This is a genomic window from Actinomycetota bacterium (genome assembly GCA_009923495.1).
GTDB lineage: Bacteria > Actinomycetota > Actinomycetes > S36-B12 > UBA5976 > UBA5976.
This window is the reverse complement of sequence record RFTJ01000021.1, coordinates 1-20,374: the sequence shown is the minus strand read 5'-3', so window position 1 is coordinate 20,374 and position 20,374 is coordinate 1. Positions and strand designations below refer to the sequence as shown.

At 48.5% G+C, this 20,374-nt stretch carries 19 protein-coding genes, 1 tRNA gene, 1 other RNA gene and 1 pseudogene; 8 read left to right on the top strand and 14 right to left on the bottom strand.

Annotated elements, in window-relative coordinates; genetic code table 11:
- Positions 1-778, top strand: a 778-nt coding sequence (locus EBS36_06565; GenBank protein ID NBU32809.1) for a metallophosphoesterase, incomplete at its 5' end; no start/stop codon positions are given.
- Between the two features lie 2 nt (positions 779-780).
- On the opposite strand, the gene EBS36_06560 is transcribed toward EBS36_06565, so the two are convergent.
- The 5 genes from EBS36_06560 to ffs form a co-directional block, all read right to left on the bottom strand.
- Positions 781-1,833 (bottom strand): aspartate-semialdehyde dehydrogenase, encoded by a 1,053-nt coding sequence (locus EBS36_06560; protein NBU32808.1) that lies wholly within the window; start codon positions 1,831-1,833, stop codon positions 781-783.
- A complete protein-coding gene (locus tag EBS36_06555; protein NBU32807.1) occupies positions 1,833-3,131 on the bottom strand; it encodes an aspartate kinase in 1,299 nt (432 codons plus the stop codon). The genes EBS36_06560 and EBS36_06555 overlap by 1 nt, the downstream gene beginning before the upstream one ends.
- Before the next feature lie 66 nt (positions 3,132-3,197).
- Positions 3,198-3,797, bottom strand: coding sequence for a recombination protein RecR (recR, locus tag EBS36_06550; GenBank protein NBU32806.1), 600 nt, complete (start codon positions 3,795-3,797; stop codon positions 3,198-3,200).
- Between the two features lie 5 nt (positions 3,798-3,802).
- Entirely contained in the window at positions 3,803-5,593 is a 1,791-nt protein-coding gene (locus EBS36_06545; protein NBU32805.1) for a DNA polymerase III subunit gamma and tau, read from the bottom strand.
- 37 nt (positions 5,594-5,630) lie between these two features.
- An RNA gene (gene ffs / locus EBS36_06540) (signal recognition particle sRNA small type) lies at positions 5,631-5,726 on the bottom strand.
- A 60-nt stretch (positions 5,727-5,786) separates the two neighbouring features.
- Here ffs and EBS36_06535 point away from each other — a divergent pair.
- Both EBS36_06535 and EBS36_06530 read left to right on the top strand, forming a co-directional pair.
- Positions 5,787-5,874, top strand: a tRNA-Ser gene (locus EBS36_06535).
- A 40-nt stretch (positions 5,875-5,914) separates the two neighbouring features.
- A complete protein-coding gene (locus tag EBS36_06530) occupies positions 5,915-6,835 on the top strand; it encodes an SGNH/GDSL hydrolase family protein (protein ID NBU32804.1) in 921 nt (306 codons plus the stop codon).
- 40 nt (positions 6,836-6,875) lie between these two features.
- Here the strand turns inward: EBS36_06530 and EBS36_06525 are convergent, their stop codons facing one another.
- The 4 genes from EBS36_06525 to tilS form a co-directional block, all read right to left on the bottom strand.
- The gene (locus tag EBS36_06525) at positions 6,876-8,255 is read right to left on the bottom strand and encodes a TldD/PmbA family protein (GenBank protein NBU32803.1); all 1,380 of its coding nucleotides are present in this window, start codon (positions 8,253-8,255) and stop codon (positions 6,876-6,878) included.
- Positions 8,252-9,718: a TldD/PmbA family protein gene (locus EBS36_06520; protein ID NBU32802.1), complete on the bottom strand. Its 1,467-nt coding sequence runs from the start codon at positions 9,716-9,718 to the stop codon at positions 8,252-8,254. Before EBS36_06520 ends, EBS36_06525 begins: the two co-directional genes overlap by 4 nt.
- Before the next feature lie 108 nt (positions 9,719-9,826).
- On the bottom strand, positions 9,827-10,387 hold the full coding sequence (gene hpt / locus EBS36_06515; GenBank protein ID NBU32801.1) for a hypoxanthine phosphoribosyltransferase: 561 nt from the start codon (positions 10,385-10,387) through the stop codon (positions 9,827-9,829).
- An 8-nt stretch (positions 10,388-10,395) separates the two neighbouring features.
- Positions 10,396-11,346, bottom strand: coding sequence for a tRNA lysidine(34) synthetase TilS (tilS, locus tag EBS36_06510; protein ID NBU32800.1), 951 nt, complete (start codon positions 11,344-11,346; stop codon positions 10,396-10,398).
- 104 nt (positions 11,347-11,450) lie between these two features.
- Here tilS and EBS36_06505 point away from each other — a divergent pair, with 104 nt between their 5' ends.
- Positions 11,451-11,978, top strand: a complete 528-nt coding sequence (locus EBS36_06505; GenBank protein NBU32799.1) for an inorganic diphosphatase — start codon at positions 11,451-11,453, stop codon at positions 11,976-11,978.
- On the opposite strand, the gene EBS36_06500 is transcribed toward EBS36_06505, so the two are convergent.
- Positions 11,975-13,402 carry a nitronate monooxygenase gene (locus tag EBS36_06500; protein NBU32798.1) on the bottom strand — a complete coding sequence of 476 codons (1,428 nt, stop codon included), beginning with the start codon at positions 13,400-13,402 and terminating at the stop codon, positions 11,975-11,977. The genes EBS36_06505 and EBS36_06500 overlap by 4 nt on opposite strands.
- A gap of 212 nt (positions 13,403-13,614) precedes the next feature.
- Here EBS36_06500 and EBS36_06495 point away from each other — a divergent pair, with 212 nt between their 5' ends.
- Positions 13,615-14,058, top strand: coding sequence for a hypothetical protein (locus EBS36_06495; protein NBU32797.1), 444 nt, complete (start codon positions 13,615-13,617; stop codon positions 14,056-14,058).
- Here the strand turns inward: EBS36_06495 and EBS36_06490 are convergent.
- Both EBS36_06490 and EBS36_06485 read right to left on the bottom strand, forming a co-directional pair.
- Positions 14,006-15,235 carry an MFS transporter gene (locus EBS36_06490; protein NBU32796.1) on the bottom strand — a complete coding sequence of 410 codons (1,230 nt, stop codon included), beginning with the start codon at positions 15,233-15,235 and terminating at the stop codon, positions 14,006-14,008. The two genes, EBS36_06495 and EBS36_06490, sit on opposite strands and share 53 nt — an antisense overlap.
- 71 nt (positions 15,236-15,306) lie before the next feature.
- Positions 15,307-15,960 (bottom strand): hypothetical protein, encoded by a 654-nt coding sequence (locus tag EBS36_06485; protein NBU32795.1) that lies wholly within the window; start codon positions 15,958-15,960, stop codon positions 15,307-15,309.
- A gap of 127 nt (positions 15,961-16,087) precedes the next feature.
- On the opposite strand from EBS36_06485, the gene EBS36_06480 reads away from it, so the two are divergent.
- Genes EBS36_06480 through EBS36_06470 form a run of 3 tightly spaced genes read left to right on the top strand, consistent with a single transcriptional unit; the run spans position 16,088 to position 17,927 of the window.
- Positions 16,088-16,387: a hypothetical protein gene (locus tag EBS36_06480; protein ID NBU32794.1), complete on the top strand. Its 300-nt coding sequence runs from the start codon at positions 16,088-16,090 to the stop codon at positions 16,385-16,387.
- Positions 16,384-17,271, top strand: a complete 888-nt coding sequence (locus EBS36_06475) for a hypothetical protein (protein NBU32793.1) — start codon at positions 16,384-16,386, stop codon at positions 17,269-17,271. The genes EBS36_06480 and EBS36_06475 overlap by 4 nt, the downstream gene beginning before the upstream one ends.
- An 11-nt stretch (positions 17,272-17,282) precedes the next feature.
- Positions 17,283-17,927, top strand: coding sequence for an rRNA methyltransferase (locus EBS36_06470; protein ID NBU32792.1), 645 nt, complete (start codon positions 17,283-17,285; stop codon positions 17,925-17,927).
- Positions 17,928-17,930: 3 nt separating this feature from the next.
- Here EBS36_06470 and EBS36_06465 read toward each other — a convergent pair whose 3' ends face one another.
- Together EBS36_06465 and EBS36_06460 are read right to left on the bottom strand one after the other, a co-directional pair.
- Positions 17,931-19,985 carry a hypothetical protein gene (locus tag EBS36_06465; GenBank protein NBU32791.1) on the bottom strand — a complete coding sequence of 685 codons (2,055 nt, stop codon included), beginning with the start codon at positions 19,983-19,985 and terminating at the stop codon, positions 17,931-17,933.
- A gap of 112 nt (positions 19,986-20,097) precedes the next feature.
- Positions 20,098-20,374 (bottom strand): annotated as a pseudogene (locus EBS36_06460) (dCTP deaminase).

Here is a 20,374-nt window from a genome sequence, read left to right as displayed (position 1 = left end):
AGTCTTGCCTCCAGACAGCCCAGACCTGCGAGTGTTACACCTCTCAGACCTCCACATAACCCCCGCACAGACCCGCAAGATTCAATGGGTTGCCTCACTTGCGACGCTAGATCCAGACCTTGTCGTGGTCACTGGCGACTTTTTAGCCCACCAGCTTGCCGTCCCAGCAGTTATGGAGGCACTTGGTGAGTTATTAGCTAAGCCAGGACTCTTCGTGCTTGGAAGCAACGATTATTACGCTCCGTACCTAAAGAGTCCGTTTGTCTATTTCAACAAGAAACGAAATTCGGTTATTAAAGATGTGCGGCTACCGACGACTGAGCTGTGTGAGCAGCTAACCGGAGCCGGTTGGCATGATTTAAACAACAGCCAAACGAATCTCGTTGTAAATGAAGTGAGTATTCATGCTCGAGGAACTGATGACCCGCACATTAACAAAGACCGTTATGAATTGGTCTCTGGTCCATTTACTAGTGGTTCTTTGGCACTGGGTGTTACTCATGCGCCATACAAGCGAGTGTTACAAAGTTTCGCTGCTGATCACGCACAGTTGGTGTTAGCCGGACACACACATGGTGGTCAAGTTTGTATTCCGTTTTATGGTGCCCTAGTTACGAACTGTGACTTACCAACAAAGCAAGCAAAAGGTTTGTCTATTTTCGGCGAGAACAACATGCCACTTCACGTTTCGGCTGGCGTTGGAACCTCACCGTTCACACCAATTCGCCTTGCGTGCCGACCGGAAGCTACATTACTCACATTAAGTAGCAAGAAATAAATTTAGTTAAATTCAGTTGCAACCACTTCTGCTATTTGCGCGGTATTTAATGCAGCGCCCTTTCGCAAGTTGTCGCCACAAACGAAAAAGTCCAACTCATTTGGATATTCAGGTGACACTCTAATCCGACCAACAACCGTGGGATCAGTTCCAACCACGTCGATTGGTGTCGGAAAGACTTTGTTTGCCGGATCATCTACAACGAGGACTCCTTGCGCCTCGTCAAGCACGGCCCTCACGGCTGCTGGAGTCATTGGTCTTTCAAAGACAGCATGGACTGCGAGTGAATGAGTGGTTACAACTGGTACACGAACACAAGTGGCATGCACCTTTAGATTAGGGATGCCCAAAATCTTGCGTGACTCATTTCTGACCTTAAGTTCCTCGCTTGTGTACCCATCTTCTTTTAAAGAACCGGCCCAAGGTACAACATTCATGGCCAGAGGGGCTGGAAACGGGTCGGTATCTGTAAGCACTTTACGCACATCACCGGTCTCTGAGCCGAGATTTTTACCAGCAACTTCGCTTAACTGTGCTTGCAGGCTATCGATTCCCGCTTGTCCAGCACCTGAGGCTGCCTGGTATGAAGAAACAACCAATTCCTTTATCCCGAAGTGACGATGCAGAGCACCAACAACAACAATCATGGAAAGTGTTGTGCAATTTGGATTGCTAATGATTCCTCTTGGTCGATTCTTGGCTTCGGCGGCATTAACTTCAGGAACGACCAATGGGATGTCTGGATCCATCCGGAAAGCGCCACTATTGTCAACGGCAACCACGCCTTGCGCTGCGGCAATCGGTGCCCAGATTTCAGATACCTCATCTGGAACATCAAACATTGCAACATCGACACCAGCAAACGCGTCTTCGGTCAGCTCTTGGACAACAACATCTTTACCGCGCACCTGAAGCACTTTGCCTGCCGATCGAGCGGAGGCTAGCAAACGAATATCGCCCCACACATCTTCGCGTTCGGAGAGAATGTCTAGCATTACTGTGCCGACAGCGCCAGTTGCACCAACGACCGCAAGTGTTGGTTTCTTTGCCATAATTATCGACCAGTCCCCGCATAAACGACGGCTTCACCGTCGACATCAAGTCCAAATGCTGAATGAACTGCCTGCACTGTTGTTGCTGCATCGGTTGCTCTGGTCACGACCGAAATTCGAATTTCGGAAGTTGAGATCATTTCCACGTTCACGCCAGCATCCGCAATTGCCTTGAAAAAAGTTGCAGATACTCCCGGGTGTGACCGCATACCAGCCCCAACTAGTGAGATTTTTGCAATGTTGCTGTCAGTTTCAATGTCTTCAAAACCAATCTCTGCTTGCACCTGGCGCAATGCCACTTCTGCCTTGTCAACATCAGCACGAGGTGCGGTAAAAGTAACATCGGTTTTTTGACTGCCATGACTACTGACGTTCTGTACAATCATGTCCATATTGATACCTGCATCCGCAACTGCCTGGAAGATAGCTGCTGCAGTACCAGGCTTATCTGGAACTGCGAGTACCGTGATTTTTGCATCACTCAAATCGTGAGCTACGCCAGCAATAATTGGTTGTTCCATGACAACTCCTTGATTGGACAGGTTGACTAACTTGGATTGATCATCAAGGTCAGCAATTACAAAAGTGCCTTCCTTGTCAGAAAATGACGAGCGAACATGTAGTGGCACATCAAAGCGTTTTGCATACTCAACACACCGAAGATGTAGCACCTTGGCACCAGCTGCAGCCAATTCCATCATTTCGTCATAAGTGATGCGGGGCACCTGACGAGCTTTCGGCGCAATGCGGGGATCAGCAGAAAAAATACCATCAACATCGGTGTAAATTTCGCAGACATCGGCATTAAGTGCTGCGGCCAGTGCAACAGCTGTGGTATCTGAGCCGCCACGTCCCAATGTCGTAATGTCCTTGGTATCTTGTGAGACACCTTGGAATCCAGCAACAATCGGAATTGCACCTTGGCTAAGCGCCTCTAAAATTCGGCTAGGAGAAACGTCTATGATTCGAGCCTTGCCGTGCGTTGAATCTGTGATAAGGCCAGCTTGTGAACCAGTGTAGGAACGAGCCTCAACGCCAAGGTCGCTAATCGCCATGGCAAGTACCGCCATGGAAATTCGCTCTCCAGCGGTTAGGAGCATATCGAGTTCTCGACCGGGCGGGTTTGGTGAGACCTGTTGAGCAAGGTCTAGCAACTCATCAGTTGTGTCACCCATTGCCGAGACAACTACCACAACTTCATTGCCTGCATTCTTTGCATCAACAATTCGTTTTGCAACGCGCAAAATGCTAGCGGCATCGGCTACCGATGATCCGCCAAACTTGGCAACGATTCGACCCATAGTTATTAAGTCTAAAGTGAAAACGGGGTGCTAGTTTCACCCCCTATGGGGCTGCCCAACTTAGTGTTAGTTGTTAACCTGACGCCTGCCTGCCAATGCTCGACCCAGAGTTGCCTCGTCAGCATACTCAAGATCGCCGCCAACTGGCAGGCCACTGGCCAATCGAGTTACCTTAATCCCCAGTGGCGAGATGAGTCGGTTCAAGTAAGTAGCAGTAGCCTCGCCCTGCAGATTGGGATTAGTGGCAAGAATTAGTTCGGCAATGGAATTATCGGAAAGGCGGGCAACTAATTCACTGATCTGAAGATCATCTGGACCGATACCATCAAGCGGGCTAATTGCCCCACCAAGAACGTGGTAGCGGCCCCTGAATTCTCGGGTTCGCTCTATTGCTAAAACATCTTTTGGTTCTTCAACTACACATAACACCGTCTGATCGCGACGAACATCGGAGCAAATCCGACATAGGTCATCTTGAGCCACATTGAAACATATGGAACAGAATCTGGCTTTTTCGCGAACCTCACTGAGTACCGAAACGAGACGGTTAATTTCTTCTCGGTCAGCGTGCAGTAAGTGAAATGCGATTCGGGATGCGCCTTTTGGGCCAACACCTGGCAATTTAGCGAACTCATCGATCAGGTCTTGAACTATTCCTTCATACAAACTACTCATGAATTATTTTTGCTATCGCTAATAACTTGGCCACCGAGCATGCTGGCGACAATATCTAAGGGGTCTGCTGGCGAGGAATCAGAGTCAGATTCAGAGTCTTGAATAATTTCTGGGTCTTTAGCCTTTGCTCTTTGACTTAGACTCTGATCAACGAAAGCATCTATGCGCAAGGTAGCGCCAACAAATTTCTTGATTGAAGTTTGTAGCAAACTGACGGTCGGCGAACCAGTGAAGTTCTTGCATGCACCATCGTTTGGAAATCCGACCGCAAGCATTCCGTCTGCCGTTAGTGATAGCGGCTTAGTTCCAATTAAAACCAAACCTGCAACTTTTCGAGTTGCAGTTACGTCTTGCAGAATTCGCTCCCAGTTTGCATCAACCAACTCAATAGTGACATTAGCTGGCGGATCAGCCTGAGCTGTTACTTCTGCGTCCTGCATGGTTTTTGCCGCCTCTGCCTTAACCTCAGATGGCTTGCTTGGTGCAGGAGCTCTGCGGGTACTTGCTGCAGGACGAACTGGGGGCGAGGCAACAATTTGCGGAGCAACTGGTTCCGGGTCGATAGCAGCGGCGACCACGAACTCGGGCTCAACTTGTTGTTCACGAGCCTTGACCACACTTGGTCTTACCGACTGAACAACTCCACCTTGCTCTAGTCGAGCAACACGGACAGCCAAATCTGAAGTTACCTCATCAGTTACTAGGCGAGCTGCTAGCAATTCAAGCTGTAACTTTGGCGCGGCCGCACCTCGAAGTTCACTAAGTCCAACGCTAACTAGGTCAGCGACCCGAACAAGTTGGGCTGGCGTAAATAGCGCACCTTGACGGGCAATATCTTCTATCTGTTCCTGTGGTAAATCAAATAGTCCTGAAGTGGTTGCGTCTTCCAATTGGGTGACAACAACCATGTCCCGTAGTCGCTCGAGTAAGTCCGTTGCGAAGCGACGAGGTTCATGTCCAGATGAGACAACTTCTTCGATTAGCGCAAACATTTCGCCGCCGTTGCCTGTTGCGATTGCATCGATGACCCGGGTAAGCAAGGTTTCATCTGTAAAGCCAAGTTGTGCGACGGTCTCTGCGTAAGTAATCCCTTCCGCTCCAGCTCCTGCAATAACTTGACCAAGAACGGACTGTGAATCTCGGACAGATCCAGCTCCGGCTCTAGCAACCAGTGCAATTGCAGCGGGATCAGCTTTTATGCCTTCGCTCTCACACAAACTTTGCAGATGTTCTTGTAAAACTTTTGCTGATACTAGTCGGAATGGATAGTGGTGAGTTCGGGATCGCAGTGTTGGAATAATTTTGTCTGGCTCGGTAGTTGCGAAGATAAATTTCAAGTGAGGTGGTGGTTCTTCAACTAACTTAAGCAGGACGTTGAAAGCGTCACGAGTTAGCTGATGTGCTTCGTCGATTATGTAAATCTTGTATGTTGAATTAACCGGTGCATAGATGGCCCGCTCGCGTAATTCTTTTGCATCATCAATGCCACGATAAGTAGCAGCATCGATTTCAATGACATCAATCGAGCCAGGGCCATTGGGTGCCAAATCGATGCAGGACTGGCATTGATTACAGGGGGTGGCTGTTGGTCCTTGGGCACAATTTAGTGATCTAGCCATGATGCGTGCCGATGACGTTTTGCCACAACCACGGGGTCCGGTAAACAAGTAAGCGTGGTGAATACGATTAGTTTCCAGCGCTCGCGTTAGTGGTGCAGTCACATGCTCCTGCCCTATTACCTGGGCAAATGAACCCGGACGGTATTTGCGGTACAAAGCAAGGGACATACCCTTCAGATTAGTCGCTTACGGTGACGGTGCGAACAAAAAGGACCCCTCATGTACCCGCAAGAGCCCGCTTATCCTTGCTGCCTTCCGGCCCTGGGGAGGTTCACAGGGTAACGCCACATGAGGGGCTGGTTAAAGTCTATGCGGAATCTGAGTTCGCAATTTACCCCCGTTTGGCGGTAACCTCGTCGCTGGAGGATTCGCCTAGTGGCCTATGGCGCTCGCTTGGAAAGCGGGTTGGGTGCAAGCCCTCAGGGGTTCAAATCCCCTATCCTCCGCCATTGCTCTGCCCTATCGGTTAATTGGGTCTAGGTTGTTCACATGACCTCAACCAGATCGAGATTCTGCATCTTGGCAATCATTCTTGTCAGCCTCCTGGGCTTTGCTGTCCCAGGCTCAGCTGTTTCAAAAAATCCGCCAAGCACCGCACCCGTTGTGACATTAATAAGTCGTGGAAACAACTTTGTGAAAATCGATTTCCAAAGTGGAAGTTCGCTCGGCGCAACAGGATATCAATATTCAATTGACGGAGGGCAGACTTGGTTTACTGGCAAGGTTAAGAGTTCATCCATTACTGTTTCGCCCGTGCCGCTGACCACTCGTGCTCAAGTATCGCTTCGTGGAAAAAATCTGTATGGCTACGGTCCAGCATCGCCAGTGTCAGACACAAAGCGAGTTGTCTTTATGGGCGCATCGGTCACTGTGGGCCTGGATGGTCATGGGCATGGCTGGGCGCGAGAAGCGGCATCCTCGCTTGGCTGGCAATACTCAAATGTGGCGGTAATCAAATCGGGATACTTCATGCCGCAAAAAGACAGTCTTACTTGCTCGGGACTCGTCAACTTCAGCACGCAAACAATGTGTGCTGCTACTTATTTACCGGATATAGTGGTCATTTCTGGCGGCTACAACGACTGCTTAGCTGCTCGGAAAACACCTGCTAAGTTGCAAACTCGCATCCAAGCAGTTTTTGAAAAGTTGCGCCAAACCTTTGGTTCAGCAGAAATCATCGCGACTCCTGTTATTTCGACTTCAACAGAAACATGTCTACCAACCATCAACAGCTGGATAGCTACTTCGGCTCAGTCAGTTGGGGCGAAATATGTTGCAGGTGCTGAATCCTGGGTTACCGGTCACCCGGAGTGGCAAGGAACCACTATTCACCCAAACCAAGCTGGGCACGCGGTTATTGCTTCGAATTTTGTTAGCTGGTACAGATCTCTCACTAACAGCGGCAATTAACCAACTGAGCAACCCTGAGACAATCTAGTAACTGCAGAGCTTAAATTGCATCCGACTTTGTCGATAAATTGAATCCATCAATAGTTAGCGGAGCGACGCGCGATCGACTAAACCAGTCGGCCCACTCACGGGGTAAGCAATCCAGTGAATCACCAGCATCTGTAATTCGGTCAAGTAGCGATACTGGGGAATCATTAAATCGGAAGTTGCCAGCTGCGCCAACTATTTCGCCCTCACGAACAACATAAACACCGTCTCGAGTTAGACCAGTAAGTAAAAGTGATTGCGGATCAACTTCGCGGATGTACCAGAGGCAGGTTATGAGAAGGCCGTCCCCCATGCGCGCCGCCGTCTCGGCTAACGAACCATGTCCAGCGCCATCGTAGACATAAATATTGTCCGCAAGCGCAGTGAATGGAAGTCCGGCTTCGCTCGCCGCGTGCCTGCTGCTTGCTAATGCAGTGAGGACACCCCCAGAAATCAAATTAGTTGCCGCTATGGGCAGGCCAGTATCAAACGGGCTTGACATTGACGAAGCACCCAAACTTACAACGGAATCTAGTGTTGCTAAACCTGATAGTTTCGGGTCAGAAATTAGATTGAAATCTCTTGAAGTCAGCTGTTCGCCAACTCTAGTTTTACCATTTGCTGCACTGAATACACTTCGCCCTTGCGCAGCTTCACGGGCAGATGCTGTCCACATTAAATAGATCATCAGGTCGGCAACAGCACTTGCAGACAAAGTTACTTTATGGCGCCCAGGTTCAATGTCGATTTTTGTTTTCTGATACTCCAAACCTTGTAGAACATTTTTTGCATGCTCGTGCACATTCGTGCTTAATAAGCTCGTCCCACCTTGGCCGGACCAAGCTGATCGATCGCGCTCAGGTGATTTAGCACAAAGTTCAAAACGGCTAGTTGCTTGGGCAAATCGCAAGCGAGTGCCCGCGGAAGTTCCAACATAAAGTGTGTCTTGCGAATGTTCTGCGTAGCCAAAGAATTGTGCAGTCTGATCCTGCATTACATCGCCAAGTCCGGCGGCGATGTGGTTGATTCCTGATAAATCTGCCACGGCAGGGTCAGCACCGAAATCACTTGAAACAGGCCCGGCAACCAATTCGGCAGCATCTTCCGATGCGCCGCTTGCAACACCACTTGCCCTTGCCACCTGAACTAACTTTGCGATGTCATCACGAGTGCGCACTTGTCCACTTGCCACGCCAGCACCGATACCCCCCGATACCGGAACAAAGGCCACAATGTTTAGTGAGGTTTCAAAAATGTCGCCGTTAGTTGTTAACTGAGAATTTGCCCAGCGCAAATTCGCGCCTTGGCTAACTTCGCCAACAACAACTCCGCCATCAGTTCCTAAAAGCTCTAAGCCAATCTCTACTGCTGCAGACATTTTCAGTTCGCTCATGCCGCTGCCTCCTTACGGCCATTGAGCACATTTATATTCGTAAATAATGCTGAAGGACAGCCATGGCTAACTGGTGCTACTTGACCTGGTTGACCTTTTCCACAATTCAAAGCTCCGCCGAGTAAGTAAGTCTTTGGGCCACCAATTCGCGCCATTGCACCCCAGAAGTCCGGAGTCTTTGATTGATAGACGACATCGCGAAGTTGTCCAACAATCTTTCCATTTCGGATTTCAAAAAACCGCTGTCCAGTGAATTGGAAATTGTAGCGCTGCATATCGATTGACCAAGACTTGTCGCCAACGATGTATATGCCCCGCTCAACACCTGAAATTAAATCGTCAGTGCTGAGATCTTCATTACCTGGCTGCAATGAAACATTTGGCATTCGCTGAATTGGTACATGCTGCGCACTGTCGGCAAAGGCACAGCCGTTTGACCGAGTAAGGCCCACTCGGGCTGCGGTGGCGCGGTCAGTTTGATACCCAACCAAAATTCCATCCTTGATTAGATCCCACTGCTGGGCGGCCACGCCTTCATCATCAAAGGCAACGGTTGATAGTCCATGTTCGGCAAGCCGATCACCGGTTACATGCATGATTGGACTTCCGTATTTGAAATTGCCTAACTTTTCCAGTGTGGCAAATGAGGTTCCTGCGTAGTTCGCTTCAAAACCCAGCGCCCGATCAAGTTCTGTGGCATGGCCAATTGATTCGTGAATTGTTAACCATAGATTTGTCGGGTCAATCACAAGATCCCAGGCTCCAGGCTCAACTGATGCAGCGGTGGCTTTTTGTGCGAGTAGGTCAGGTAGTTGTGCTAACTCGGAATCCCAATCCCAGCCAGTTCCAGTTAGGTACTCCCAACCACGACCAGCCGGTGGAGCGCAAGTTCGCATATCCTCAAAGCCCTCTGGTGCGATGTGAATCGCTGTCAGATTTGCACTGATACGATCACGTGACTGGGTGATGTGATTTCCGTTTAGATCAGCAAAGAATGTAGTATCGCGGCCAATAGAGACTCCTGCATCAACGTGATTCACTATTGAGGCTTTAGCAACTCGCGCATTCCAGTCTTGAAGTAAATCTATGATTTCTGAATCAGACTTTGCCATTGCATCTTCGCCAACAGGCAAGGTCCAATTAACCGTTCCATGACTTGGTTCCGCGATCAATTCCACAGGCTCTTTAGAAACCTGAGCGCTTATGCGTGCCATTTCTAATGCTCGAACAGCCGCATCTCGAGCAGCTGCTTCGGTCAGGTCAGTTGAAGCAGCAAATCCCCATGCGCCATTTAGTACCACTCGAACACTGAGTGCAGTGTTTGAGTCAGACGCAACATTTTCCACTGAACCATCGCGAGTATTCACCATGCGATTTTGATGATTTGCGATTCTAAATTGCCCAACTTCAGCGCCAGCATCTGCTATCAAGGCAAGAGCAGATTGTGAAATCTCGGTTGGCAGTTCGTGATGGGATGCAGTCATAACTAACCTTTACAAAAGAATTGTCTGCCCAGACTAGCCGAAACATCGGCGCCAATTTGGGGAAATTGCCTATTTAATGACGCAAAATTAGCGACTGTAAACGTGAGGCGCTAGGACCGCAACGTCCCGCAAATTTCGATATTGTTCGTTGTAATCCAACCCATAACCCACGACAAAATCGCTAGGGATGTCAAAACCGATGTACTTGGCATCGACCTGAATTTTCACGGCATCTGGCTTGCGGAACATGGTCATCACTTCTACGGAACGAGGACTGCGTGACTTCAAATTCTTAATCAGCCACGAAAGAGTCAGGCCGGTGTCCAAAATGTCTTCAACAATGAGCACGTCTCGACCGCTTAAATCAATGTCTAAGTCCTTTATGATTCGAACCACCCCGCTGGACTTAGTTCCAGATCCATAAGAGGAAACAGCCATGTAATCCATGTTCACCGGAATCGTCAATGCTCGGGACAGATCAGCCATGGCCATGACCGCTCCCTTTAGAACACCTACGAGTAGCAAAGGCTTTTCCGTGTTGGCGTAATCGCTATCAACTTCTATAGCAATCTGTGCAATTCGCGCAACAATTTGTTCGTTGGTAACGACAACGGAAGTGAGATCGGTGCCTAAATCTTCTGACTTCACTTTTTCCCCTATACCTCGTTTGCGTGATAGAACCTTAGTTTGCCATGAGTGCGTTCCACGTTGATTAACCCGGGTAGGTTCAACGGCCCTTGTCCATGCCAGTGAACAATGAGTGCATCGACATTGAGCACGTGTTCCCGAGTCAAGTCATTCATTGTGCAACCTGCGGACATGGCTAACTTTCTGATGATTCGAGTGCGCATCGCTCGAGGAAGTTTGGCTAAAACTTCAACTTCATCAATCATTCCGTGTTTCGCAGCAATTTCATCCAATGCATCAGCGTCATCGCGCAACATGTCTGCTGTGCGGGCAAGGGCTGCAGCAACTCCCGGGCCAAGTTCGGTTTCCATTAAGGGCAGGATTGACTCCCGAACTCGCACCCTGGCGAAAGTATGGTCAGAGTTATGTGGGTCCTCATGTACATCCAAATCTGAAACTGTATTACGAACTAACTCGCGAGCGAGGCGTAAAAATGGTCGTCGGTATAGCCCTTCGATTGCCCGCATCCCAGAAAGTGACCGGGCGCCAGAACCTCGGGCCAAGCCCAGTAGCACAGTCTCAGCCTGATCTTCTCTGGTATGGCCGAGCAAAATTGCTTTCACACCATTCTCGGCTGCATAACTTTCAAAAGCACTGCGCCGTGCATCTCGCGCGGCGGCCTCAAGTCCGCCACTTCCAGGACCTAGCACTACCTCTACTGCGATTAGTTCAACGGGATCAGCACCTAACTCTTCAGCCAGCACCGCCGCCGCTGAGGAAACTAGCGCAGATCCGGATTGCAACTGATGATCGATGACGATTGCACCTACATTGATGGCTAATTCTCTACCAACATGCACAGCGGCGCGAACGAGCGCCAAGCTGTCAGCGCCACCACTGCAGGCAACTACCAGTTTGTCTCCAGCGGACAGGTCAGAGAGATTTTCTTTCAGTGCTTGGCGGATTTCCAGGTTAATCATTTAGCACATGGGTCCTTACTTTAAATTTATGTGTTCTACCTAAAGCACTCTAGAATAAGGATATGCACGCCAATACCTTGGCACACATTTAGTAGGTAACTTAGATGGAATTCGATGTCTTAATTGAGATCCCAGGCGGCAGTCGAAATAAGTACGAAGTAGATCATGAAACTGGCAGATTACGCCTAGATCGCATGCTCTTTACTGCAACCCGGTATCCACGTGATTACGGTTACATAGAAAACACGCTGGGACTCGATAGCGACCCGCTTGATGCAATGGTCATGATTGAAGAGCCAACCTTCCCTGGGGTACTAATTCGATGCCGAGCAATCGGCATGTTCCGCATGACCGATGAGGCTGGCGGCGATGACAAAATTATTTGTGTCCCGGCTAATGATGTTCGTAAAAGTCATTTAAGAGATATCGAAGACATCCCAGTTTTTGAACGCCAAGAAATTCAACACTTCTTCGAAATCTACAAAGACTTAGAGCCAGGAAAGTCAGTCGAGGGAGCAACTTGGGCTGGACGCGAAGAGGCTGAAGCTGAAATTAGGGCTTCTTTTGAACGCTACATACCGATGACGGCTAAAGATGTAATCTCAAATCGTCGAAAGCCTGTGGCTGATTAACCTGTAGCCAGCTTGATCCCAGATAAGAGTCGGTTGACCACATCCACCGCACTCCAGCCATATGGAAACTCTTTTAACATTGAATCAACATCGCTAGTAGTAGCGCCTAATGTTAAAAGTGGTGCTTCCTTGTAGCCATCTGGACGCTCTTGTCCTAGTCCGACCGCAGCGGTCAGGCCGTTGCATAAGCAGATGCGTTCTGACAATTCTTCTACGGCTCCACCTTTTTTCAAGAACGGTTCGTCTGGCTCAGCAGCACAGCGATAGGTAACTTTATTTTCTTCATTGATGTGACTCGAGCGCAGGTAACCAAGATCGCAGAGTCGAGGACGAGCCTGATAAACGCTTTCTTCACCAACTGTTCCAGGCAGTTCAACTACCTTGAATGGGAACCCAGTTGGTGAGGCTCGATGGTCAGTACGAACCTTGAGTTTTCCTTCACGAGCCGCTTGTAACATTTGCTCGCGATACTCAGGTAACAAGCCGGACTCGTTCGACAATGCGAAAAGTGTGCCGACTTGAACACCTTCGGCTCCAAGTTTGATAGCTTCCGCCACCGATTCAGGGGTAGCTCTGCCACCAGCAAGCCAGAATGGCAGTCCAACTTCTCGAATCTTGTCGATGTTTGCTTCATCCAAAGGTCCGTAGCCAGTCTCAGTATCTTGCAAGCGTCGGGGCGGAGCATTGTGACCACCAGCCATAAAGTGTTCAACGACAAATCCGTCTGGGCGGGTTACTTCATTGCGAGCAAGATAACTAGCCAGAACTTCTGCCGTAACAATAGCTAAGAATGCTGGACGTGGAAGTTCTGGCGCCTCACCGAAAGATTCCAATGGATCAAATTCCAAAATTGGTGCATCGACTCCCGACGGGCGTTCTGAATCAATTGAAAGATGCCCGGGTTTTCCATTTGCAAAGTCCGTCATCAGCTGCGGAATTTCTCGCGGGATTCCGGCGCCCATCAAAATTGCATCTACGCCGGCGAGCATTGCTCCATACAGGGCTGCTGGAGTCGCTGTTTGCAATTTCTCCAAAAAGTTAATTCCGACTTTTCCATTGCCTGCCTGTTTCGCTAACCACACTTCAACAAAGTTGGCGGCGACAGCAAGTTGATCATGCTCCTTATGCGCCTTGATGCTAATTCGTCGCATAGGGCGGTATGGCTTACCCTTTCTTCCCTCGGGCAAGAAGAAAGTGTCGAGGATATGCTTCGCAACATCTTGATAGGGGAAATGCGCAAGTGCCTCGCGCATGTAACCACCTTCATCACCATTTTGTAGGCGTCGGGCAACAATCGTTTCCAGAGCAGTACCTGAGACAACGCCTAATTGACCTTCTTTCGCAACAGTCTGAGCTAGGGTCCATGAAGAAACGGCAGCGCCCATGCCACCTTGAATGATCGGTGGCAGACCCAAGGAATTCATCGGCGCTCCTGACTTGTGGTTACGCTGTCGTAACCTACGCTAGCGTAACCTACGCTTGCGTAGGTTTGCCACATTTCTAGGTAAATAACGAAAAATTCACCTACTTTCGGGCGATTTCGGCCAAAATTGGGGAAGCACTCAAACTTTTTCGATCTTCCTGACCGCACTTGCCCAGCCTGCTTACCGTGAAACTAATTAAAGGCGGGCAGGTTATGGACTTAGAAAACAAAATTGTTGTGGCGGTTGTGACACATGATCACACTCGAATTTGGTCAACGCACAGCGCAAAGGGAAGTAAGCCACTAGTAATTGACATCCAAGTTCCACAGCGCCACTTGCATGTGCGTGAAGCACAACATCATGGCGGGCATGGCACAAGTCAATACAACACTGCTTATTTTGAACACATCGCCAATGTGCTTGCGCCCTGTGCAGAAATTCTGCTTATCGGTCATGGCAAAGGAAAGGGAAACGCAGCTCTTAACTTTTTTACCTATACCGAGGAGCACTCTCCAGACTTGGCTAGAAAAATTATCGGCCTTATGGATGAAAATATTCCAGCCTTAACCGAACAGCAAATTCTTGAAGCGGCTAGAGATTGGTTTAGTCAGCGGTTTGGTTTACCGGTTCATTATTGGGAAGCGATCGCACACTAGGCACACAAAGTATCGCAGTAAGCACAACGAAAAACGCTGCTGTATAAAAGTGAAGGACAGTAATCGTGCCAAACTTTGTAACCAGCGGTCCGGCCACGATAATTCCAAGAGGTGCAAGGATTAGCGAGCCGAATGCATCATAGGAATTGACTCGTGACAGTGACTCTTTTGGTATCTGCGTTTGTAGAGCTGTCATCCAAAGCACCATAAAAAAGTCCATCGCAAATCCAGCACCTAATGCGCAGATCATGAGCAATAAAATATTCTCGCTATAACCCATAGATATCCACCACAGGCCAACTAGAAATTGAATGCTAACTCCAGCAAAAATTGGACGCTTTGGTCGAACTTTTAGCGTCACTGCTACGGCAACCAACATGCCAATTGTCATGGATGCCAGAAGCCACGACCAAGGTTTCGGGCCACCGAGGTGGGCCTTTGCGTGTGCGGGGCCAACGACTGTGAAAATACTTTCCATCAGCATTGCAATGACCGAATAGCCCAAAACGACTGCAACGACCCAACTTCTACTACTAAATTCTTTCCAGCCTGCACGCAGATCTTGAATAACGCTTGGCGAAGATTCATTTGACTCTCGGCGCTTACCAAAGGAGCGCATCTGAATTACGAGGATGCCCGCAACTAGGAATGTGAATCCATCAAGGACAATCGCCCAGCCGGATCCGATTGCAGCGACAATGATTCCGCCTGTAACAGTGCCCAGAATATTGGTAACATTTGCCGAAATGCCAACAACGGAATTGATTGATTGCAACTGATTCTCTGCAACTATCTCCGTTGGTAGAGCGGACATTGCTGGCCACCAGAGTGCGTGTAGAAATCCAGAAACAACACCTACGATTACCAGACTAGTTACAGATACTGTTCCTGTCAGAAACATAATTCCATTACAGATCACGAAAAGGCTCAATGCGATGTCCGAAGCACCCACCATGAGTGCCTTTGGAAAACGATCTGCAATTACTCCGCCGATTAACATGAAAGCAACCATTGGAAACATTTGGGCGAAGACGACTATCGATAAAGTTTTAGCAGTCGCGCCAGGCAAATCCAAAACTCCAAAAGCAAGTGCAATTGGTGCAAGGCCATTTCCGAAGTTAGAGATTAATCTTGCTGCTAGTAATTTGCGCACATGTTTGAGCGCAATAATTTCCATCAGCTCTTGATTCAAAGGACACCTGGTTTCGCACAGGCCAGCCAAATTCAAATTCCGCTAGCCATCTGACTCTACTGCAAAATGTTCACACCGCGTGCAATAACGAGGGCGACAACAATTAGCGATGTCACCGATTGAATTAACATCAAGGCCTTGGCCCAGCGGGTAAGTGGCAACACGTCAGTTGGGCTAAATGCGCTGGCATTAGTAAAAGACATGTATAGATAATCGAAAAATTTGGAGGACCAGTGAGGCGCAGCTAAGTCGGGATCGCTCATTTGAGGAAACATAAAGTCTGGAACATGATTACGAGCCTGCGCCCTAGCGCCCGGGCCGCCCCGATCAAACTCCCAATACCAGAGAGAAAAAACCACAACATTAGTGATCCAAATTGAACCACCTGAAAACACCAAACTATTTGCGTCTGTGACTCCGCCGTCCATAAGCGATGTTATTAGTCGTGCCGTAGAAACTAAGTTACAGATGGTCATCAGGCCAGCAAGAACGAGTCCGAGTGTTCTAGGTGTTGGTAGGTGCTCACTAATCCGACGGGGACTTAAAATTACTACCGATGTCAGCAGCAGAAACTCAATACCACAAATAAATATTGGGAACTTGATGTTTAATGAACTTGGCAATGTAAGTTGTAACAAAATGACAAATAACACAACAGCGGCAACTGGCCAGCGCTGCTCGCCTTCATGTTTATGGTGCCAAAACGGCATTTGTCGAGTTGTTGTCTCAATGCTCACGATTACTCCGCCTTCATTCAGTGCTATTTTCTCAGCGTTACTGATGTTTTCCACGTAATGACATCATGCCGAGTGTCCCGCCTTGAAGTAGAGTGAACGCGTGGCCCAATATCAAATCACCTTCTGGCGAACCATTCCATCGATGGTTGTCGCTCGTGATGAGCAGAGCACAGTAAAGACTTTGCTCAGCTCTAGGTTTCAAGAAGCGATTGACGAAGTTGCTATGCGACTAGACGACATTAGTTCGGAAAATTACCTGGCCGCCTGGTCACAAGGCCCTTGGCTTGAATCTGAAAGTCCAGCCGGTGACACTGCCGAGAAAATCGTTGCAGAGCTTGAAGCCGAATTTTCAGAAGAGAAATTGAATCTGCTCATTAACGAGTTAGGAAGTGCAGAATGAAGAATGTTTACGACTGGTTGGATTCAGGAAACACTTTGGTTGGTGATGGAGCGATGGGGACTGCGCTGCAAAATGCTGGTCTAACTGATGGCGGTGCTCCCGAACTTTGGAATGTTGAACATCCAGACAGAGTTGCCAACGTTTTAAATTCTTATGCTGCAGCTGGTGCGCAGTTTCTGACCACTAACACTTTTGGTGGCAGTGCACCAAGGTTGGCAATGCATGATCTTGCAGATCGGGTGTTCGAACTCAATAAGGCAGGCTCAGAAGTGGCACGTAGTGTCGCCGATAAATACGACAACGTTTTTGTCTTTGGCGACGTCGGTCCTAGTGGCGATTTGATGGAGCCAATGGGAACATTGACGCCTGAGAGTGCAAAAGAGCTTTTTGCTGAGCAAATCAGAGGCTTGGTGGCTGGTGGGTGCGACGCAGTTTTGATTGAGACCATGAGTGATTTAGCAGAAGTACAGGCAGCCGTTTTAGCTGCCCACGAGGTTGCGCCAGAGATGCCGGTGGCAGCCACGCTAAGTTTCGATACCAATCTGCACACCATGATGGGCGTAAAGCCAGCGGTAGCTATATCGGAAATAGCAAAGATGGGCGTGCGCCTAATTGGGGCTAATTGTGGTCGGGGAACCGACGAAATGCGCATAGTCGCAAGCCAAATGGTCGCGTCTAAGCCAGAGAACGTCCACATCTTGTTGCAGTCCAATGCTGGCCTGCCTCAACTTATCGGTGGGGATTTCATTTACACGGGTACCCCAGCCGAGATGGCCGCATTTGCTCAAGATATGACTGACCTAGGCATTAGAGCACTAGGTTCTTGTTGCGGTTCAACTCCCGAACACACTGCAGCAATTAGTGGCGTACTAAGCAAAAACTAGACTCGGTGGTTATGGATACACAAGGGGACCGCAGCAATTTAGGTCCTGGCGAGTTCTACCCAGTAGTTGGAGTCGGACCGCACCCGAAGCCTTGGCCGACTGGGCAGCAATACGACTTAGAACTTCTCGAATTTGGCGATACCCGCAATGTATTGGACAAATATCGCTATTGGACGGTTGCGGCCATCGTTGCCGACTTAGATAAATTCCGCAGCCCACTACACATTGCAATTGAAAATTGGCAACACGATTTGAACATTGGCTCAATCGTGCGAACTTCAAATGCTTTTAACGTGGCTGGCGTTCATATTGTGGGTAAAAAGGGTTGGAACCGTCGCGGAGCTATGGTGACCGATAGATATCTGCATCTCTTCCATCATCCAACAGTGGCAGATTTTAAATCTTGGTCTCTGGAAAACAATGTTCCGATAATCGGAATCGACAATGTGCCTGGGTGCAGCAATTTAGAATCGGCAAAACTACCGAAATCCTGTGTTCTTTATTTTGGCCAAGAAGGTCCCGGTATGTCCGAGGAAGGCTTAGCTGCCTGCACAGAAATTCTAGGTATCACACAACATGGATCAACTAGATCGATGAATGCTTCAGCTGCTGGAGCTATCGCAATTTATGCTTGGGCCATGCAACACCTTAATTGATGGTTAATTCATCGTTACCCAGACGCTACTAAAGGTGCCTACCGAATCGCTTGCGGCAGTTATCACCCGATAAGTGCCAGTGCCGGGGAATGTGGTTTGAAAAGACGCCTGTCCATCGGCATCCGTATCAGTGCTCACTAGTGTTTGCCAAATACTTGTACCCAGAGCCCGATATTGCAAACGCAGCGTAACTGACTGACCAGCGATTGCCCCCGTTGTTCCAAATCTCGCCGTTATTGTCTCGGGCAATCCCGAATAAGTGTTGATTCGAGTTAAATCGTGAACTTGAATTTGAGTGATACCCGTTGCGGCCAAAGCATTAGTTACTTGAGTGCAGTAACTGGACGGAAAAGGATTCTTGGGAGCCCTGGTCAGATCTCTGCAAGCCTGCGAGAGGGCGGATCCGAATTCTGAATATGTTGTGTTGCCATCCAATTTTGGCAACACTTGGAATGCTAATCGAGACATATTCACAATTGCAGTGCAGTTACTTCCTGACTTGTTACAAAGCCCATACGTTTGGTTTCTAGTTTGAGGCACTACGCCGATTGGCATGACGGTGATTCCATTTTGAGTTCCCCCGTTTGAAATCAACCATGCAAATCGGTCAGCTGGTCCAAGATTTGTATGCGGATCACATTGCGGGTCCCATAAGTCGTCAATCTGCTTAATCGGTACCCAGCCAAAGGAAGACCGGCAAGGTTTGGTCAAGCCGGTCATCGCAACATTGCGAAATGGTCCATTAGAAATGTCCTCGCCCATGCTCCAATTTGGATCTGGAGTTTCACCTGGTTGCACGTAGAGCTGATCTACAGCTTCACCGAAAAAATCTGATAGCGCCTCACTAATCGCAGCTGCATCACAATCTTCACAAAGTCCCGCTAAAAATGAATCAGATCCCGTAACTCCGTGTGTCAATTCGTGTGCCACAACATCATCGGCCTTATCAAAACCCTTGCCAAAGAACATTCCGCTACAAGCACCTGAGTGACATTCAGTTGAAGCCCACGGTACCCAGAAGGCATTTTCCATGGGACACTCAACATTTTGTGAATATGAATCGTAAGCGCAAACATTGGTGTAGCCACTAATTGTAGGAACGCAATATTTCGACTTAGGGTTTCGATTACAAAATGACTTCGCATTTAGATTCTTACCAAAGTTGGCATAAGGAGCGATGTTGCCCAAGTAGCGTTCAGCGGCGATGTCGACGCCTACTTTGTTTCTAAAAAAATTCACAGTTTCGCTAATACTTCGGATGGCCGCAGCATTAGCGCTGTTAAGACGACCAGGATCTCGTGCCTCACAAAGCGGATACTGGGCAGTGCGACCAATGTATTTCCTGGAAAGATTACCAATCCGTTTTGATTCAACAAATTGTGAGAATCTTGCCGACGGTTTTGTCTTTTGTAAATCACAGATATAGGGCATTGGAAACGAGTTAAAAGCCCGTACTACGCGCCGAATTGCTAACAATTCAGTTCCATCATCCCGAACAAATACTGAACTAGCAGTAGCAGGGGCACCTGCTACTGCTAAGTTGACTTGCCACGCGCGAATTGGCGAAGTCAACTTGATATCAATTAACTCTGGGTCGAGTAATACTTGATCTGTTTTGGTTATCAGAACTTCTTTATCTGACATTTGCAAAGAATCTAAAAAATATTTTTTGGCGGCGGCCTGTGCCTGACCACTGCTCGAATTATGAATTTGTAGATCTTCCACGGTTGTTAACTTTGCTCGATGTGAAAGATACTTACCGTCGCTTGCGAAGGTTACAGCAAGCAGTGAGTTAACTACGCGTGCGCCGCCCAAAACTTGGACATACCGAATCGTCGTGAGACCATCTGTAGTTGAAGTAACTCGATCAACCATCAATTGATTGGGATTAACCTGCCAAACATTTGCATTTTGGGAAATTAATTTCTCAGACAACTGCACTATTTGTGATTCGCTATAGGTCTGGGCAGACACGTTGGTACCAATAATGTTAGGCAATATCAGAGCAGATATAACTACAGCGACCTTTAAGCTGAATCTAATGCTGATGCTGAACATCTGACCCCCTAACACCTTTAATCTACGCTAGGTGAGTCAGGGCTAAACCAACCCTTTTGCAAAAAGTGAGTAAGTAAACCCTGTGAATACCGAAAAGTCGGGACTCGCTAAGTCACTCAGAAATGATTGTGCGATGAAAGTTCGCATGCGAGCGACTCGGCGTCGGTCCACGCTGACCTTGGTATCTTGAACCATAAACACTAGATCCGTAAGGATGTTCTGCCGCAGAGGTCATTCGGAAGAAACATACCTGGCCAATCTTCATTCCTGGATAAAGCAAAATAGGCAATCAGAACGAAAGGTTCGTCACCTATTGTCTTCACTTCACGAGTCAACTCTGGCTGTTCGGTTGATGGATCAATGTGCGGGTAGCGATGGTTTTCAAAAAC

Bases quoted from the DNA above. Each gene is read 5' to 3' on its own strand.
- EBS36_06555 (NBU32807.1), bottom strand. From the start codon at position 3,131: ATGGGTCGAATCGTTGCCAAGTTTGGCGGATCATCGGTAGCCGATGCC.
- EBS36_06545 (NBU32805.1), bottom strand. From the start codon at position 5,593: ATGTCCCTTGCTTTGTACCGCAAATACCGTCCGGGTTCATTTGCCCAG.
- EBS36_06530 (NBU32804.1), top strand. From the start codon at position 5,915: ATGACCTCAACCAGATCGAGATTCTGCATCTTGGCAATCATTCTTGTC.
- EBS36_06525 (NBU32803.1), bottom strand. From the start codon at position 8,255: ATGAGCGAACTGAAAATGTCTGCAGCAGTAGAGATTGGCTTAGAGCTT.
- tilS (NBU32800.1), bottom strand. From the start codon at position 11,346: ATGATTAACCTGGAAATCCGCCAAGCACTGAAAGAAAATCTCTCTGAC.
- EBS36_06505 (NBU32799.1), top strand. From the start codon at position 11,451: ATGGAATTCGATGTCTTAATTGAGATCCCAGGCGGCAGTCGAAATAAG.
- EBS36_06500 (NBU32798.1), bottom strand. From the start codon at position 13,402: ATGAATTCCTTGGGTCTGCCACCGATCATTCAAGGTGGCATGGGCGCT.
- EBS36_06495 (NBU32797.1), top strand. From the start codon at position 13,615: ATGGACTTAGAAAACAAAATTGTTGTGGCGGTTGTGACACATGATCAC.
- EBS36_06490 (NBU32796.1), bottom strand. From the start codon at position 15,235: ATGGAAATTATTGCGCTCAAACATGTGCGCAAATTACTAGCAGCAAGA.
- EBS36_06485 (NBU32795.1), bottom strand. From the start codon at position 15,960: ATGCCGTTTTGGCACCATAAACATGAAGGCGAGCAGCGCTGGCCAGTT.
- EBS36_06475 (NBU32793.1), top strand. From the start codon at position 16,384: ATGAAGAATGTTTACGACTGGTTGGATTCAGGAAACACTTTGGTTGGT.
- EBS36_06470 (NBU32792.1), top strand. From the start codon at position 17,283: ATGGATACACAAGGGGACCGCAGCAATTTAGGTCCTGGCGAGTTCTAC.
- EBS36_06465 (NBU32791.1), bottom strand. From the start codon at position 19,985: ATGTTCAGCATCAGCATTAGATTCAGCTTAAAGGTCGCTGTAGTTATA.